Consider the following 14,479-nt stretch of genomic DNA (forward strand, 5'->3'; position numbering starts at 1 on the left):
TGCTGCGTAAGTGGATCTCGTGACGGAGGCGCTTCACCATCGGGGTCGGTCGGATGGGCCTTGCTGGGGTGCTCGTCATTCGGTGACGCGGACCGCGAGGGCCGGGCGGATGGCGGCCGCGCGCCGGGCCGGCCCGATCGTGGCCAGGAGTGATGCGACGAAGGTGGCTGCGGCCAGGCCGCAGATGCTGGTCCATTCGACCGGGAATCCTCCTTCGAGACCCTCGAACGCGGCGCTGTTGCTGTACATGAGCCAGGTGGTCAGCACGCCGAGGAGCGAGCCGAGCACGATTCCCTCCACGGCGACGAAGGCGCTCTCCCACAGGAAGGACCGCTGGACCGTCCGCGCCCGGAAGCCGAGGGCCCGCAGGATGCCGATGGTGCGCCGGCGTTCGCGTACGGCTCGGACCATGACGACGCCCAGGCCGGTGATGCCCACGCCGAGGCCCAGGACAAGGAAACCTTGCATGAGGTGGAAGAAGGCGGTGCTGGAGTCGAACTGGCGCCGGATGTCCGACTCGATGGGCGTGGCGACCAGGCTGGACGAGAGCTGCTCGCCCTGCAGTCGGGTCGCCAGCGCGTCGGGGGAGGTGCCGGGGCCGGTTCTCACCAGTGCGGAGGCGTTCTGCGCCTGGGTACCGAAGAGCTCGCGCGTCGCCTGTTCACTCATCACCACGGGGTAGGTGGTCGAACTGGCGCCGGTGCCCGGGTAGAAGACCATCCCGTTGCTGAGCACGCCGGCGATGATTTTCTGTTCGCTACGGCCCGTCCGGGGATCCGTCAGGTTGAGGGTGTCCCCGGGGTCGTAGTAGTCGCCCGCCGGGCCGCCGGTGCTGCCGAAGAAGCCGTCGAGAACGACGTACCGGGGGTCGGAGGCGAGGGCCCGCCACACCGCGGGGTCGTCGGCCAGGCCGGGCAGCCGTTCGCGGAACGTGATGCCGGTGATCGCCCCGTCGGGTACGCCGACGACGGCGGTGTCGAGCGGTTGAGGGCTGCGGCCACCCGGGTCGGTGGCCCGCCCGGTGGCGTTGAGCAGCGGTGTCACGGCGGAGATGCCGGCGACCGACGGGCCGCCGCGCAGATCGGAGACGAGTCGGTCTCCTGCGACCTCGGGGTTGTAGTCCAGTCGCAGGGAGTATCCGGCGGTGGCGTCGGCGACGACGCCGTCGACGCCGGCGCGGAGAATGCCCGAGATCTCCGTCAGGAGCACGAGGACGAACACGATCAGGGTGTACATCACCAGCGTCGCACCGGTTCTGAATCTCTTGGCCAAGGGGTACGCGACCGCGAGCCGCGCCGCGAGGCCGCCTTCCGTCGGGCGCTGGAGGAACCGTTGTACGGGGCGGAGCAGTGTCTTCTGGTTGTCGCTGACGAGCACGACGGCGGAGAAGGCGGCCAGGGCGCCTTGTATGACGTACACGGACATCGACGGCGTGTCGAAGATCCGAGGGCGTATGACGGGCGCCAGGAGCGTCCAGGCCAGCACGGCCCCGGCGACCAGGGTGGTGACCGTGTGACGGGGAAGGACGCGCAGCAGCGCCGGAGTGGCGAAGGCGAGGGCAAGCGCCGGCATGAGGTACGTCGCGTCGGGCTGGCTGCGCGCCACGGCCGGGACGGCCACGAACGCGCACAGGAGGGCCAGGGCGGTGGAGACCGCGAGCAGACGGCGGCGTGGCCCTCGTCCGGGCGTGGCGGGGAGGTCGCGGATCGCGGCGATGATGTTGAACCTGCTGATGCGGACGCTGGTCGCGAGGATCGCCGCGAAGGCGATGAGAAGGCCCATGGCCAGTCCGTTGAGGACGCTGGTAGGAGTGATCGCGAACGCGATGCGGATGCTGCTGCCGCCGACCGACCAGCCCTGGAAGATCTGCGCGGCCACCACGGCGACGCCCCAGCCGACGGCGACCCCGATGGCCACGCCCGGCAGCGCGGACAGCAACGCGTACGTGGCCCCTTCGAGGGTGAAGGACCCGACGAGGCGCGAGCGCTTCATCCCGACGGCCCGCACCATGCCCATCTGGGACTTCCGCTCCTCGCCGAGCATCACGAAGATGTTCACCAGCAGCAGGGCGCCCGCGATGATGCTGAAGCTGCCGATCATGAGGAACAGGGCTCCGAGGGAGTCTCCGGCTTGTTTCGCGTCCCGCAGGACGGTGTGTTTCGGAGTGTCGATCGCCGTCTGCGCGGCGAGCGGCCCCAGTGACTGCCGGATGTCGGCCGTCACCCGGTCGGTCAGGGCGTCGCCGCCCTCGACGCCGCCGCGGTTGGAGACGAAGGTGACCGAGCGCGGCTCGGCGCCGACGGCTCGGGCGGCGGAGTCCAGGGACTGCGACGGCAGGAACACGTTGCGGTTCAGCCTGCCACCCAGGCCCGCACCGGCAAGGCCCTGTTCCGGCACCACACGCTCGACCCGGTACGTCTGCGGTGCTCCGAACAGATACACCGTGATCGGATCCCCGGCTTCCACGCTCAGGGACCGGGCCAGCGGCTCGTTGACCACGACCTGGCCGGGCTTCGGGTTCGGTCCGCCGAGACCGGAGTCACCGCCCGGTGCGCCGAAGCGCGCCGCCTTGTCGAAGTCCACCTGCCAGGCCAGGACGCGTGGCTCGGCGACCGTACGGTCGCCGGCACTGCTGACGGCCGATGCCTGGGTGGCCTGGGCGTTCAGGACTCCGTCGACGTCGGGATCGCCGGCCAGGGCGGCCAGCCGTTCGGTGACGACGCGCCCGGCCGGGCCGGGCGGAGCGACGACGCGCTCGTCCACCGGTCCCAGAGTGCGGTACGCCTCCTGTCGTACGGAGAAGTTCAAGGTGTCGCCGACGACCAGGGCCCCGATGACGATGGCCGTGCCGAGCATCGATCCGCCGATCACCAGCGCCGCCTCGGTGCGCCGACGGGCGACCTGCCGAAAGGCCAGCCGCCGTGACACCGGCTGCCGGACGGCGACCAGCACCAGGGCCGCGAGGGCGAGCGCGAGGGCGCTGAGCAGCGGGACGAGGAGGTTCGGGTACATGATCAGCCCATGGGGAAGTCACGGATCGCGGCCGGGGTGACGACGGCTTGGCGGACGTCGTCGACCAGTTGCCCGTCGCGCATCCGGATCAGGCGGGGGACGCGTGCGCCGATGGCACTGTCGTGGGTGACCAGGACGATCGTCTGGCCCTCGTCCCGGTTGAGGCCGCACAACAGGTCCATGACCTGGTCGGCCATCGCGCTGTCGAGGTTGCCCGTCGGTTCGTCCGCCCAGACGATGGCCGGGCGTCCGGCCAAGGCGCGGGCGATGGTCACCCGCTGCTGCTCGCCGCCGGACATCTCGCTCGGTCGGTGCTCGACCCGGTGACCGAGACCCACCCTGTCCAGCATGTCCAGGGCCCTGCGCCGCGCTTCACGCGGCCGGGTGCCTACGAGCAGCAGGGGCAGTTCGACGTTCTCCACCGCGGAGAACACCGGTATCAGGTTGAACGCCTGGAAGACGAAACCCATGGTGTGGGCCCGGTGCTCCGTGCGCGCGGCGTCCGACATGGCGAACAGGTCGTGACCGTCGACCTCCACCCGGCCGCCGTCGATGTCGTCGAGCCCCGACAGACAGTTCAACAGCGTGGTCTTTCCGGAGCCGGACGGTCCCATGACCGCCACCATCTCCCCGTGCCGCACGAGGAGATCCAGGTCGAGCAGGGCCGTGACCTCCACGGAGCCCGTCCGGTAGATCTTGCGCACGCCGGAGGCGACGAGGAGCGTCTGGTCGGTGTTCATGCTTTCCATACCAACCTTCTGAAGGAAGGTGCGGCTACGGCCACCCAGGCCCGGTGGATGGGCCGAAGGACCTAATCGCAGGGTGGCCGCGAGGCCCGCTCGAGCCGCTTCGTGACCGCGGTCAGACGTCCGCGGTCGCCCGGGCGTGTCGGCGGACAGCGGTGGCGGCCAGGGCGCCCGCGGCCGTCGCGGTGACGGCGAGGAGGACGAACCCCCACGTGTAGTCGTGCGCGATGCTGTCGACCGCTCCCATCACGAGGAGCGGGAAGAAGCCTCCGAGGCCGCCCGCCGCCCCGACCACGCCCGTCACCGAGCCGACCCGTTCGGCGGGCACCAGACGCGCGACGAGCGCGAAGAACGCCCCGGACCCGGCGCCCAGGCCGGGGGCCATGCCGAAGAAAGCCGCCGTTCCCAGGGGGACCAGCTCCGCTTCGAACGCCGCGGCCAGGGCGCACGCCGAAACGATCCCGTACGAAACGGTCAGGACGGGGACGGGAGTCGCCGGTCTCTCGCATCGGCGGATCGACCAGGAGGGGGTCGTGCCCTGGCCCTGTCCCGCGCCTGACCAGCTGGGTGAACGCACTCTGTACGCCGTCGAGTTCGCTACTCCCGACGGGCGCGCCCACCTGCCGGCGGCCCTCTGTCTGCCGCCCGGCGAGGAGCCGGACGAGGACTATCCCCTGGTGCTCGTCACAAGGCGCCGATGGGCCCACTACAACTCCGGGAGCATGACCCGGCGCGGCGGCAATCTCCTTCTCGACGCGCAGGACCGCCTGGATCTGCATCCCGAGGACGCCGCACGCCACGGACTGCGGGACGGCGTCCCCGTCATCGTGGAGAGCCGCCACGACAGGCGCGACTCGTCGGCCGCGTCGGAAGGGAACTCGCTCCCGGACAGGTGTTCTATGCGTTCCATTTCCCGGCCAGCGGTGTCAACTCCCTCACCTCGGAGCACGCCGACACCGTGACCTCGTGTCCGGAGTACAAGGTCACGGCGGTACGGCTGCGGCCTGCGGCGTCCGACGGCTGATGGGCTCGGAGGTCAGTCGTGGGGGACGAGGGCGACCGGCGAGCGACTGTGGTGCAGCACCGCGTGGGCCACGCTGCCGATGCGTGTACCCAGTGCCGATCCCCGGGCGCGGCGACCGACGACCACAAGAGCCGCGTCCCCGGCAGTGCGCACCAGCTCCTGGCCGGCCGACCCGATCGCCACTCGCCCGGTCGCCGCCAGGTCGGGGAACTTGGCTCGCCAGGGTTCGAGGAGATCGTCGAGCGAACGCTGGATCTCGGGCGCGACGGTCGGCCGGATGTCCGGGACCATGGGAGGGCCGAGCGTCGCGTAGACAGGCAGTTGCTGCGCGTGGACGACCTGCACCCCGGCGAGTCGCCGTGCCGCCTCCTCGAAGGCGAATCCCAGAACCGTGTCCACGGGTTGCCGCAGGTCCACGCCGACCACGACGGGTCCCTGCGAAGGCGACGTGCCGGGGGCCCGTACGAGGACGACGGGCCGGTCGACGAGACCGGCGACCGTCATCCCGACCGAGCCGATCAGGTATCCGGCCGTGCCGCCCAGGGCGCGCGAGCCGAGGACGAGCAGGTCGCCCTCCTCGGCCGCGGAGACCAGGCTCGCCACGGGTTCCGACGGCAACAGCCTGGTGGTCACCGACAGATTTGGATGACGCTCGCGCAGCCCGGCCGCCGTGCGGGCGAGCAGGTCCTCCGCCCACGGCTCGTCGGGCTCCCGTGCCGCGAACGGCAGCAGGGCGTCCGGCGATGTCTCCTTCACATGTACCAGGCGCACCCCGGTACCGCGCAGCACCGCCTCCTCCGCCGCCCACTGCGCGGCGGCGTTCGCCTGATCCGTGCCGTCCAGGCCGACCACAATGCCCTGCGTCATGATCGTCCACCTCCTTGTTCGGTGTCGTCGATGTCGTAGGTGAGACGGGTCGAGGAGACCGAGACCACTCCGTCGACTGTCGCGCACATGCGCTCGACGGCCGGGATCATGCCGCGGAACGGCAGTTTCCCGGTGAGGTCGACCCGTCCGTCACGCACGTCGACCGTGAGAGAGTCCGGGTCGAGACGCAGAGTGGCACCGAGCACGTCCTCGACGATCTCCCGGCGGATGTCGTCATCCTGACGCAGGAAGATGCCCAACAGGTCACGGCGGCTCACGATGCCCACCAGCCTGTCCTCGTCGTCGACGACGACGAGCCGCTTGATCCCCTGGACCTCCATCAGCCGTGCCGCCTCCGCCACGGTCCAGTCGGGGCGGGCGCACACGGCCGGTGCGGACATCAGCTCCTCCGCGCGTGTCCCCTCGGCCTTCGCACGCTCCCACGCCTGAAGCCCCGGCACGCCCGGCATGTCTCCCGGGACGGCGGCCTGGTCGGCCGTCTTCCGCATCAGATCACTCTCCGACACGACTCCGATCACCCGGTTCTCTCCGTCCACCACCGGCAGCGCGGTGACCCGGTGTTGCGACAACACCTGCACGATCTCCTTGAACGGTGCGTCGCCGCGGACGCTCACCACCTCACGGGTCATCAGCCCGTCGATCCTCCGGTGCCGCATCATCCTCTCCTTCCCTGCGCGGACGTACGTGCCTCGTCCACCGGGCGAGCGGCGCAGCCGTCCCAGGTGTCGAGGGCCGGATGGTCGTCCTCGGTGAGTTCCGTCCCACTGACCACCCACGGGGCGGTCATCGCGGTGGCTCCACGTCGAACGCCAGGTTGTCGTAGGCGTACTCGATCGATTCGTGCAGGGCGACCACTCCGTCGACCGATCGGCAGAGCCGTACGATCACGGGGATGTCGGCGCGCTCGTCGACGCGGCCCGTGAGCCTGACGACTCCGTCGTCGACGGTCACACGGATCGTGCTGGGACCGAGGCGCAGGGTGTCGACCAGGACGTCGTGCTCGATCTCCTCACGGATCGCCGTGTCACCGCGCAGGAAGGGCCGCAGCAGGTCGCTCCGGCTGATGATCCCGACGAGCCGACCGGTCTCGTCGGTGACGGGAAGCCGCTTCACTTTCTTGCGGTGCATCGTCCGGGCCGTCTCGGCGAGGTTCCAGTACGGCTGTGCCGTGACGGCCGGCGAGGTCATCAGCTGGGCGGCCGTCTCCGCGTCGGGCAGCCCACGTTCCTGCGACAGCAGTCGGACGCCTGCCCAACGTCCCTCCAGGTCGGGGAGCTCGGCCGTGGACCGCAGCAGGTCGGCCTCCGAGACCACGCCGAGCAGGCGTCGGTCGGGGCCCACGACCGGGACCGCGGAGACGTCGTTCTCGGCGAAGAGCCGGGCGATCTGCTTGAACGGGGTCTGTGGGGCGGCTGTGACCACGTTGTGGGTCATCACCTCGGAAACCGTACGGTGCTGCATGACGGTCCTCCTTCACGGCACGCGGCGGCCCCGGTAGATCTCACCCTGCTGCGCGGAGCCGGCCCTCGGGCAGTGCCGAATGGTCCCCTTCCGGGACGGTCGGCCCCATGACGAGCGGCCGATCGGGACGCATGGTGGAGGCGTGAGCACCGGTCTCGGGAGGGCCGCGGCCGGTCACTCGGGCCGGGAGGCGAGGACCATGGCTGCGCCTGGAACACGGCAGGGCCAGGAGACGTCCCGCGCAGGGTTGTGGGCCCGCGTCGGCGACCGTCTGATCGTGGGCGGTTCCACGGTCGGGGACGAGGGGCGTGACGGTGAGATCATCGGTCTGCACCACGCGGACGGCACTCCCCCCTTCGACGTCCGATGGTCGGACACAGGCCGGGTCACTCTGGTGTTCCCCGGTCCGGACGCGCGGGTCCAGCACTTTCCGCCACGTGACACGCCCCATGACACCAAGGCCGCTACGCGGTCGTGAACTCCGCCGCCGCGTCCACCACGCCGGGCACCGCCCGGGTGAGCCGCAGGGCCAGATCCGCGGGTACGGACCGTGGCAGGCGTCCGGAGAGCGTCACCGCCCCGTCCGTGACCCGTACGGTGAGTGCGGCGTCGCCCTCGGCGATCAGGTGCGTGAGGAGTTCGTGCCTCACGTCCTCGGCGAGTTCGGCGTCGGAGCGCAGGTAGACCTTGAGCAGGTCGCCCCGGCTGACGACACCGACCGGGCGGCCGTCCTCGTCCACCACGGGAAGACGCTTGAGACGCCCACGCCCCATCAGCCGCGCCGCCCCCGCGATCGTGGCGCCGCGTGGCACGGTGACGGCCGGTGCCGACATCAAGCTGCCCGCCGTCACCGGACCCGAGTCGTCGTGGTCCTCTCCCGGAACCTTGCCGAGTACGTCCGCCTCGGACACCACGCCGACCACCCGCCCCTCGGCCGACAGCACGGGAACCGCGCTCACACCCCAGCGCCGCATCGACCGCACGATCTCCTTGACCGGTGCGTCGAGCCTGGCGGAGACCACCGCGTGGGTCATCACGTCGTCGACGGTACGTGGGTGCTTCACGACCGGCCTCCCGTACTTCCGCGGCCCGAGTCCTGTTGCTGCGAGGGTGTCGCCGCCGGGCGGCGGACGACAAGGGCCGGAAGGGGCACGTCGGGGCCCGGACGGCCCTGGCCCGGACCGTCGACCGGTGCTTTCGTGAAAGTGAGGAGGGGCCCGCTCCAGGGACGCGGGGAAGCGGCTTCGAGCCGTGCACCGCGCGATCAGGATCCGCGAGAAGCGGATGGGCCCCTCCTCCCGGCGTGTCGCCGTGTTGCCTCCGTAGGTGTCCCGGGCGGGCCGCGACCGGGACCGACCGGCCCTACCCGGCTCCTCCCGCCCGGTGCGAGCGTGGCAGCAGGCCACCACATCATGCGGAAAGGCGGGTGGACGCGATGGAATCGCCTCTGGTGGTAGGAGTCGACGGGTCCGACGCCAGTCTCACGGCCCTGGACTGGGCGGTCGACGAAGCCGTACGGCACGGGCTTCCCCTGCGGATCGTCCATGCCTCGCTGTGGGAACGGTACGAAGGAGTCGTGCCGACCTGGGCCACGGACCGGCCCTCGGGCCAGATCCTCGCCGAGAACATCGTCGGCACCGCGGCCGAACGCGCCCGGCGCCGCGCACCCGACCTCCCCCTCACCACGGACGTTCTGGCCGAGGACGCGTCCACCGCGCTGCTCAGGGAGGCGCAGGAGGGAGCGATCCTCGTCGTCGGATCGCGCGGGCGCGGCGAGTTCGCCGACCTCATGCTCGGCTCTGTCGGCCTCGTCGTGGCCGCCCGGGCCCACTGCCCGGTCGTCGTCGTGAGAGGGGACCGGCACGCCTTGGAGGCACGCCACGGACGCGTGCTGCTCGGCGTCGGAGAGCACGACATCGACTCGCCCGCCGTGCGTTTCGCCTTCCGTGAGGCGGCGGCCCGGGACGCGGAGCTCGACGTCGTCCGCACCTGGCGGCGGCCGGTCCATGAACCGGTCGACCACCCGCTGCTGAGTGGCGACGGAGGAATCCACCTTGCGGAACGGTCCTCCGAACTGCTCGACAAGGCCCTGGAGGCCGCGGCGTCCGAACATTCCGGAGTGCGCCTGCGCAGGACCACCGTCGAGGGTCCCGCCCACAAGGTGCTGACCGAGCGCTCCGCCGCCGCCGACCTGCTGGTCGTCGGGGCCCGGCGCCGGGACGGGATCGTCGGTCTGGAACTCGGCAGGGTCGCCCACCGCGCCCTGCACCACGCCACGTGCCCGGTCGCCGTCGTACCCCACCGGCGTCCCGAGAGCACGGAAGGAGCGTCGTGATGAACATGGCCGGTGAACCCCACACCCCGCATGCCACGAGCGACCTCGGCCGCCGCGTCGCGGCCAGGCGCGCACAGCTCGGCCTGTCCCGGGAGGAGCTGGCCGAACGGTCCGGCTCCGCGCCCGGCTTCATCGCCTATGTGGAGGAGCGGGTTCCCGCTCCGGGGATCGAGTTCCTGGTCCGGCTCGCGAACGCCCTGGAGACCACCGTGCAGGATCTCACCGGATCCACGGCGGACCTCGCGCCGGGCGGAGCCCGTGCCGGATACCGGGCACGCATGGAGGAGATCGACGAGACGGAATGCTGGGAGCTGCTCGACGACCACGGCGTCGGCCGGATCGCCCTCGAAGGAGGGGACGGGCTCATGGTGGTCCCCGTGAACTACCAGGTCGTCGACCGGGAGATCGTCTTCATGACCGCCGCGGACTCGTCCCTCGCGCGCAGCGCGGCGTCCGGTGCGGAAGTCGCCTTCGAAGAGGACCGCCTGGACGAGGCCTTCAGCCAGGGCTGGAGCGTGCTCCTCGTCGGTCCGGCACGCACGGTGTCGGACGAGACCTCGGCACGGAGGATCAGGGACGCCGTCCACTCGGAGCCGTGGGCCGGGGACGGGCGGAACGCCGTGGTGACGCTCTCGCCGCGCCGGGTGACCGGCCGCCGCATCCGGGTGCCGGGCGCGCCCGACACGCCGCCCGGGTCCGCCGACCGGGACCGTCCTGTCAGTGATCTCTGACTGTGGGGCCGGCTCGTATTCGCTGTGGCGGGCGTGCCCGGACGCCCGTACGCATGGACGTGGGGCACACTGCCGGTATGACCGAGGACAAGGCGCAGGTCAACCCACCTGAGTCGCTGTTGCAGTTGATCGACAACCTCGCGCGGTTCCATCGCGAGCATGAGGAGTACTACGCACAGGCGCCGTTGCGGCAGGTCGGCGACCTGCAGGCGCGGTCTCGTGCACTGAAGGCGCTGGCCGACCGGTGGAGCGTGATCGGCGTGGGAGAGCGCCGGTCGGAGATCGCGTTCGCCGGAACGGAGGACCTGAACGCCCCCGGGCTCGTCGCGGAGTCGGGGATTCTCTTCATGGAGGGGGAGGGCGAGCCGGCCGAAGTGCGCAGGCTGAAGCGTGAGGTCGGGCTGCTGGCGGACGACCTTGAGCAGACGAGTGTCTGGCTGGCCGAGGCTATGGAGCAGGCGTGGGAGATGGCGGGTGGCTTGGCCGCCTATTCCGCGTTGGCCGACCTGCTGGGGGAGCGACACCGGATCATCGCCAACGACTGGCAGTCGGCGGGTCTGCAGGCACTGGTCGCGCGGCTGCTGCGGCACGCCCTTGACCTGCTGGCCCGCGTCGACTTCGCTCCGGCGGCGCTGCGGGCCGACCTGAGTGGCGGGCGGAGGGCCCCTTCCTACCTCTATTCGGCTTCCGAACTGCTTGACCGGGCGGCAGATCTGATGGCGGAGTCGGCGATGCTGGTGCACGACAACGAACGACGCTGGCGCGTCTTCCGCGCCCGGGTTCGTGAATTGCGGTCCGCGTAGGTCGAGCCTGGCGGTTCTCCGCCCGCGGCCACGTCGTCCGCCAGGCTCGCGAACAACGCGCCCTGCGGGTCATGGCCGTGAAGGAAGGCCGCGATGCCTGGCAGCTCTGAAGCACGTCCGGTGCGCGGCTGACAGCAGAGTCGCCGCCGTTCGCTCACATCAGGGGGACGATGGCGACCGGCGCGGGGCTGTGGTGGATCACCGCGTGGGCGACATGGCCGAGATGCGTGCCGAGGGGGACTTTCCGGCTTCGACGCCCGACGATGACGAGCTGCGCGTTCTGTGATGCCTCGACCAGCTGGTACGCAGGGGAGCCCACCACCGCCGTGGCCGCCGCGTCCACACCGGCGTACCGCTTCCGCCACGGTTCCAGCAGGCCGTCCAGCTCTCCGAGGAGGCGACCGCCCAGCTCCTCGCCGATCCCCGGGTCGATGACGGCCGCGTAGCCGTACGAGGCGGGGAGCGTCCAGCTGTGCAGGAACCTCAGCGGCGTGCCCCTGCGGGCGGCTTCATTGAACGAGAACGCCAGCAGGGCTTCGCACGGGTGACGGATGTCGACGCCCACCACGATCCCACCTCCAGGAGCCACGGGGGCGCCCTCTGCGCGCACGAGGGCGACCGGCTGACGCGCCGCGCCGACGACGGCAAGGGAGACCGAACCCACGATGAAGCCCCGGACACCACCGAGCCCACGCGATCCGAGCACGGTCAGATCCGCCTCGTTCGCGGCGGCTGTCAGTTCCTCGGCCGCCCGGCCGCGCGCACGCTCCGTGAGGACCTCGAGGTCGGGATGTTCCTTCCGTACGCGGTCCGACTCGTCCCTCAGGAGACTCTCGGCCCGCTCGGCCAAGGTCCGGGCGTACGCCAGGGGTATCTCAGGGGTGTTCGGCCACTCCTCCACGTGCACCAGCCGGAGGGGTGCTTCGCGCAGCACCGCTGCCGTCGCGGCCCAGTTCACGGCGATGAGGCTTTCCTTCGAGCTGTCGAGACCGACGGTGACCTGGGCCGTCATGACATGCCTCCTCAGTCGTGTCCGCCCCGTTCCGTGCGTGGTCAGGATCGGGTAGGACATCCCGGACTTCATGCTGGTGGTCCCGGCCTCCCGGCAGCAGGGCCGGGCAGGTCTCGATCGGGGCCGAACGGCCCATCCCCGAGAGGGCCGCCACGGTGTCAGCGTGGAGGTGTCGCCCCTCGTGACGTGCCCCGAGCGCCAAGCGGGCTTCGGAGGAGGAACCATGACCAGCGAGATCCCCGCCCGACCGGAGCTCGGCAATGTCGTCGTGGGAGTCGACGGGTCTCCCTCCGGGCGCACGGCCGTCCTCTGGGCCGCCGCCGAGGCGGACCGACGGGGGCGGACCCTGCATCTCGTCCACGCCGCTGACACCGACCGGCGGGTCCTCTTCGCCGACGCCGAGACGATCCAGGCAGTACGCGAAGTGGGCCGCGACCTGCTGACCGAGACCGCGAGGACGGTCCAGGAGCGCTTTCCGGACCTTGCCGTCACCAGGGAACTGAGCCACCAGGAGCCGGTCTCCGGGCGGCTGCCGGCCACCGGGGCACGATCGTGGTGGGCAATCGGGGGCTCGGTGGTTTCTCGACCCTCATGCTCGGCTCCGTCGGTCTGGGAGTGGCAGCCCGCGCCGAGGCGCCCGTGATCGTCGTCCGTGGTGACAGCGACCGCCCCGAGTCGGGCTCGGTGACGGCAGCCGTGCACGGCGCCTCGGACGTCGGCTGGTTGCTCGTCGCAGCGGCTGAGGCGGACGCCCGCAAGGCGGTGTTGCGACTGGTGAGCGTCTGGAACGTGTTCACCCACATCGGCAGCGTCGCGACCATGTTGGACGACCTGGACGGGATCGCGCGGCAGCGCGTGCACGAGATCAAGGCGCTCGCCGACCGCGTGCGTGACTTCTACCCCGGGCTCAACGTCAGCCATCACGTCGAGACGGGCACGAGCACGCCCGGGATCCTGGTGGAGGTGACCGCCCACACCGATCTGCTCGTGATGGGCAGAGAACACCGTGTTCTGGGCGCGGGCCCGTCCCTGGGGCGGGTCGCCCACGTTCTGGTCCACCACGCCGACTGCCCGGTGGAGATCGTCCCACCCGCCTTCGCCACCCGGGTCGAGGAGACGTGAACGACATCCTCCTCGGAGTCGACCCCCGGGAGCAGTCGGTCCCCGCTCTCGTCTGGGCCGCCGACGAGGCCGTACGAAGAGGGCTGGCGCTGCGTCTGGTCGTTGCCGTACCACCCGCCCACGAGGGGCTCCGGTACGACGCGCTCGCCCACCAGAACGCCCTGCGCATCCGCGGGGAATCGGCGATCGCCCATGCGGAGGACGTCGTACGGGAACTCCACGGCGGTCTGCGGATCGCGACGGAACGCGTGAACGGCGTGCCGGCGACCGTCCTGCGCGACATGGCGGCGCACGCCGCACTCGTCGTCGTCGGCTCGCGCCGTCTCGGCAGGGCGGCCGAGGTGTTCAGCGAGAACTCCGTGGTCGTCCCGCTCGCCGCCCGCGCAGCCTGCCCCGTCGTCGTGGTCCGCGCACCCGAGCACACCACCGTGCACCCGCCGACCCTCGTCGTAGGCGTGGACGGAAGCGAGTCCGCGCTGGCCGCGGTCGCCTTCGCCGTCGAAGAGGCGAGCCTGCGCGGGGCACGACTGCGGGCCGTCCGGGTCCGGCCCCCTTCCGTCCTCGCCCGTGACGATCTCGACGAGGGCGTGGCCGAATGCCGAAGGCTGCTGGCCGAGTCGGTGGCGGGGTGGGAGGAGAGGTATCCGGACGTCGCCGTCTCCCACGAGGTGCTTCGGGGACACCCCGTCGAGCAACTCGCCCTGGTGTCCCAGGAGGCCCTCGCCCTGATCGTCGGTCGAAGAGGTCGTGGCGGGTATTCCGGCATGCGGCTGGGGTCCACGGTCCACGGCTTGCTGCACCGCGCCATGTGTCCGGTGATCACCGTCCCCCTCCCACAACGCGAGGGGCGGACCGGCGACCGGCCATGGGCCGATCGGCACCGTTCCCGTACGACCGGCCGCCCTTGGCCCGCCAGCCCGCTCGACGCTGGGGCGCCACGGGGGACGGTGGGGCGAGAGGACGAACCCGGTCCGTCCGCCGGTTTCCCGGAGAGGTGAACACCATGCAGCGCATCCGGATCAGCCCCCGGCCCCGACAGCCTTGCAGGCCGAGCCCTCTCGATCTGCGCACGGCAGGTGGCCCGGGCGGAGGCGGCGCTCGAGAGCGGCGCCGGACGAAGGGAGGAGTGAGCATGCCCAGGAAGACACGGCACCGAGGCACCCGGAACCCCCAGCCGTCGGCCGAGCCCGGTCGACAGGCGGCCACGGATACGCGGCGCGGTCGCCCCAGGAATCACCAGCTGCCCGCGGAGGGGGCGAACGGGCGTCCCTAGCGCCCGGTGCACACCGTCAGGGTGTCGACGCTCTTGCTCTGAACCGAGGGCGAAGCGGCCGGATAGCGAGCA

At 71.2% G+C, this 14,479-nt stretch carries 16 protein-coding genes and 1 pseudogene; 8 read left to right on the plus strand and 9 right to left on the minus strand.

Going from position 1 to position 14,479, the window contains the following annotated elements; all coding sequences use genetic code 11:
* Positions 1 to 75 precede the first annotated feature (75 nt).
* The 3 genes from AC067A_RS18505 to AC067A_RS18515 form a co-directional block, all read right to left on the minus strand.
* Positions 76 to 3,012, minus strand: a complete 2,937-nt coding sequence (locus AC067A_RS18505; RefSeq protein WP_479243521.1) for an FtsX-like permease family protein — start codon at positions 3,010 to 3,012, stop codon at positions 76 to 78.
* 2 nt (positions 3,013 to 3,014) lie between these two features.
* Complete coding sequence (locus AC067A_RS18510) at positions 3,015 to 3,761, minus strand: ABC transporter ATP-binding protein (protein ID WP_479243522.1); 747 nt, start codon at positions 3,759 to 3,761, stop codon at positions 3,015 to 3,017.
* A 112-nt stretch (positions 3,762 to 3,873) separates the two neighbouring features.
* Complete coding sequence (locus AC067A_RS18515) at positions 3,874 to 4,143, minus strand: hypothetical protein (protein WP_479243523.1); 270 nt, start codon at positions 4,141 to 4,143, stop codon at positions 3,874 to 3,876.
* Between AC067A_RS18515 and AC067A_RS18520 the strand changes: the two genes are divergently transcribed.
* A complete protein-coding gene (locus AC067A_RS18520) occupies positions 4,142 to 4,720 on the plus strand; it encodes a molybdopterin dinucleotide binding domain-containing protein (protein ID WP_479243524.1) in 579 nt (192 codons plus the stop codon). The genes AC067A_RS18515 and AC067A_RS18520 overlap by 2 nt on opposite strands.
* Positions 4,721 to 4,794: 74 nt before the next feature.
* Here the strand turns inward: AC067A_RS18520 and AC067A_RS18525 are convergent, their stop codons facing one another.
* From AC067A_RS18525 to AC067A_RS18540, 4 genes are read right to left on the minus strand one after another with little or no spacing between them, the layout of a single operon-like run.
* On the minus strand, positions 4,795 to 5,649 hold the full coding sequence (locus AC067A_RS18525) for a universal stress protein (protein WP_479243525.1): 855 nt from the start codon (positions 5,647 to 5,649) through the stop codon (positions 4,795 to 4,797).
* Positions 5,646 to 6,326 (minus strand): CBS domain-containing protein, encoded by a 681-nt coding sequence (locus AC067A_RS18530; protein ID WP_479243526.1) that lies wholly within the window; start codon positions 6,324 to 6,326, stop codon positions 5,646 to 5,648. The genes AC067A_RS18525 and AC067A_RS18530 overlap by 4 nt, the downstream gene beginning before the upstream one ends.
* On the minus strand, positions 6,326 to 6,457 hold the full coding sequence (locus AC067A_RS18535; RefSeq protein ID WP_479243527.1) for a hypothetical protein: 132 nt from the start codon (positions 6,455 to 6,457) through the stop codon (positions 6,326 to 6,328). The genes AC067A_RS18530 and AC067A_RS18535 overlap by 1 nt, the downstream gene beginning before the upstream one ends.
* Positions 6,454 to 7,131 carry a CBS domain-containing protein gene (locus tag AC067A_RS18540; RefSeq protein ID WP_479243528.1) on the minus strand — a complete coding sequence of 226 codons (678 nt, stop codon included), beginning with the start codon at positions 7,129 to 7,131 and terminating at the stop codon, positions 6,454 to 6,456. The genes AC067A_RS18535 and AC067A_RS18540 overlap by 4 nt, the downstream gene beginning before the upstream one ends.
* 247 nt (positions 7,132 to 7,378) lie before the next feature.
* Here AC067A_RS18540 and AC067A_RS18545 point away from each other — a divergent pair.
* Positions 7,379 to 7,558 (plus strand): annotated as a pseudogene (locus tag AC067A_RS18545) (DUF1918 domain-containing protein); the annotation flags it as partial.
* A gap of 37 nt (positions 7,559 to 7,595) precedes the next feature.
* On the opposite strand, the gene AC067A_RS18550 reads toward AC067A_RS18545, so the two are convergent.
* The gene (locus tag AC067A_RS18550; protein WP_479243529.1) at positions 7,596 to 8,195 is read right to left on the minus strand and encodes a CBS domain-containing protein; all 600 of its coding nucleotides are present in this window, start codon (positions 8,193 to 8,195) and stop codon (positions 7,596 to 7,598) included.
* 371 nt (positions 8,196 to 8,566) lie between these two features.
* On the opposite strand from AC067A_RS18550, the gene AC067A_RS18555 reads away from it, so the two are divergent.
* The 3 genes from AC067A_RS18555 to AC067A_RS18565 all read left to right on the plus strand — a co-directional run bounded on the left by AC067A_RS18555 (position 8,567) and on the right by AC067A_RS18565 (position 11,000).
* Positions 8,567 to 9,466 (plus strand): universal stress protein, encoded by a 900-nt coding sequence (locus AC067A_RS18555; RefSeq protein ID WP_479243530.1) that lies wholly within the window; start codon positions 8,567 to 8,569, stop codon positions 9,464 to 9,466.
* 5 nt (positions 9,467 to 9,471) lie between these two features.
* Positions 9,472 to 10,197 (plus strand): helix-turn-helix domain-containing protein, encoded by a 726-nt coding sequence (locus tag AC067A_RS18560; protein ID WP_479243669.1) that lies wholly within the window; start codon positions 9,472 to 9,474, stop codon positions 10,195 to 10,197.
* A gap of 77 nt (positions 10,198 to 10,274) precedes the next feature.
* A complete protein-coding gene (locus AC067A_RS18565; RefSeq protein ID WP_479243531.1) occupies positions 10,275 to 11,000 on the plus strand; it encodes a hypothetical protein in 726 nt (241 codons plus the stop codon).
* A 154-nt stretch (positions 11,001 to 11,154) separates the two neighbouring features.
* On the opposite strand, the gene AC067A_RS18570 is transcribed toward AC067A_RS18565, so the two are convergent.
* Positions 11,155 to 12,012 carry a universal stress protein gene (locus AC067A_RS18570; protein ID WP_479243532.1) on the minus strand — a complete coding sequence of 286 codons (858 nt, stop codon included), beginning with the start codon at positions 12,010 to 12,012 and terminating at the stop codon, positions 11,155 to 11,157.
* Between the two features lie 223 nt (positions 12,013 to 12,235).
* On the opposite strand from AC067A_RS18570, the gene AC067A_RS18575 reads away from it, so the two are divergent.
* The 3 genes from AC067A_RS18575 to AC067A_RS18585 are packed head-to-tail and all read left to right on the plus strand — an operon-like array spanning position 12,236 to position 14,132.
* Positions 12,236 to 12,655, plus strand: a complete 420-nt coding sequence (locus AC067A_RS18575) for a universal stress protein (RefSeq protein ID WP_479243533.1) — start codon at positions 12,236 to 12,238, stop codon at positions 12,653 to 12,655.
* A complete protein-coding gene (locus AC067A_RS18580; RefSeq protein WP_479243534.1) occupies positions 12,604 to 13,134 on the plus strand; it encodes a universal stress protein in 531 nt (176 codons plus the stop codon). Before AC067A_RS18575 ends, AC067A_RS18580 begins: the two co-directional genes overlap by 52 nt.
* Positions 13,131 to 14,132, plus strand: coding sequence for a universal stress protein (locus AC067A_RS18585; RefSeq protein ID WP_479243535.1), 1,002 nt, complete (start codon positions 13,131 to 13,133; stop codon positions 14,130 to 14,132). Before AC067A_RS18580 ends, AC067A_RS18585 begins: the two co-directional genes overlap by 4 nt.
* The last annotated feature ends 347 nt before the right edge of the window (positions 14,133 to 14,479 follow it).

The organism is Streptomyces sp. NPDC043176, from assembly GCF_056436715.1.

What these genes read in the sequence shown, in the direction of transcription:
- AC067A_RS18505 (WP_479243521.1), bottom strand. Translation starts at nt 3,012, where the DNA reads ATGTACCCGAACCTCCTCGTCCCGCTGCTCAGCGCCCTCGCGCTCGCC.
- AC067A_RS18510 (WP_479243522.1), bottom strand. Translation starts at nt 3,761, where the DNA reads ATGGAAAGCATGAACACCGACCAGACGCTCCTCGTCGCCTCCGGCGTG.
- AC067A_RS18520 (WP_479243524.1), top strand. Translation starts at nt 4,142, where the DNA reads ATGCCGAAGAAAGCCGCCGTTCCCAGGGGGACCAGCTCCGCTTCGAAC.
- AC067A_RS18515 (WP_479243523.1), bottom strand. Translation starts at nt 4,143, where the DNA reads ATGGCCCCCGGCCTGGGCGCCGGGTCCGGGGCGTTCTTCGCGCTCGTC.
- AC067A_RS18525 (WP_479243525.1), bottom strand. Translation starts at nt 5,649, where the DNA reads ATGACGCAGGGCATTGTGGTCGGCCTGGACGGCACGGATCAGGCGAAC.
- AC067A_RS18530 (WP_479243526.1), bottom strand. Translation starts at nt 6,326, where the DNA reads ATGCGGCACCGGAGGATCGACGGGCTGATGACCCGTGAGGTGGTGAGC.
- AC067A_RS18535 (WP_479243527.1), bottom strand. Translation starts at nt 6,457, where the DNA reads ATGACCGCCCCGTGGGTGGTCAGTGGGACGGAACTCACCGAGGACGAC.
- AC067A_RS18540 (WP_479243528.1), bottom strand. Translation starts at nt 7,131, where the DNA reads ATGCAGCACCGTACGGTTTCCGAGGTGATGACCCACAACGTGGTCACA.
- AC067A_RS18555 (WP_479243530.1), top strand. Translation starts at nt 8,567, where the DNA reads ATGGAATCGCCTCTGGTGGTAGGAGTCGACGGGTCCGACGCCAGTCTC.
- AC067A_RS18560 (WP_479243669.1), top strand. Translation starts at nt 9,472, where the DNA reads ATGGCCGGTGAACCCCACACCCCGCATGCCACGAGCGACCTCGGCCGC.
- AC067A_RS18565 (WP_479243531.1), top strand. Translation starts at nt 10,275, where the DNA reads ATGACCGAGGACAAGGCGCAGGTCAACCCACCTGAGTCGCTGTTGCAG.
- AC067A_RS18570 (WP_479243532.1), bottom strand. Translation starts at nt 12,012, where the DNA reads ATGACGGCCCAGGTCACCGTCGGTCTCGACAGCTCGAAGGAAAGCCTC.
- AC067A_RS18575 (WP_479243533.1), top strand. Translation starts at nt 12,236, where the DNA reads ATGACCAGCGAGATCCCCGCCCGACCGGAGCTCGGCAATGTCGTCGTG.
- AC067A_RS18580 (WP_479243534.1), top strand. Translation starts at nt 12,604, where the DNA reads ATGCTCGGCTCCGTCGGTCTGGGAGTGGCAGCCCGCGCCGAGGCGCCC.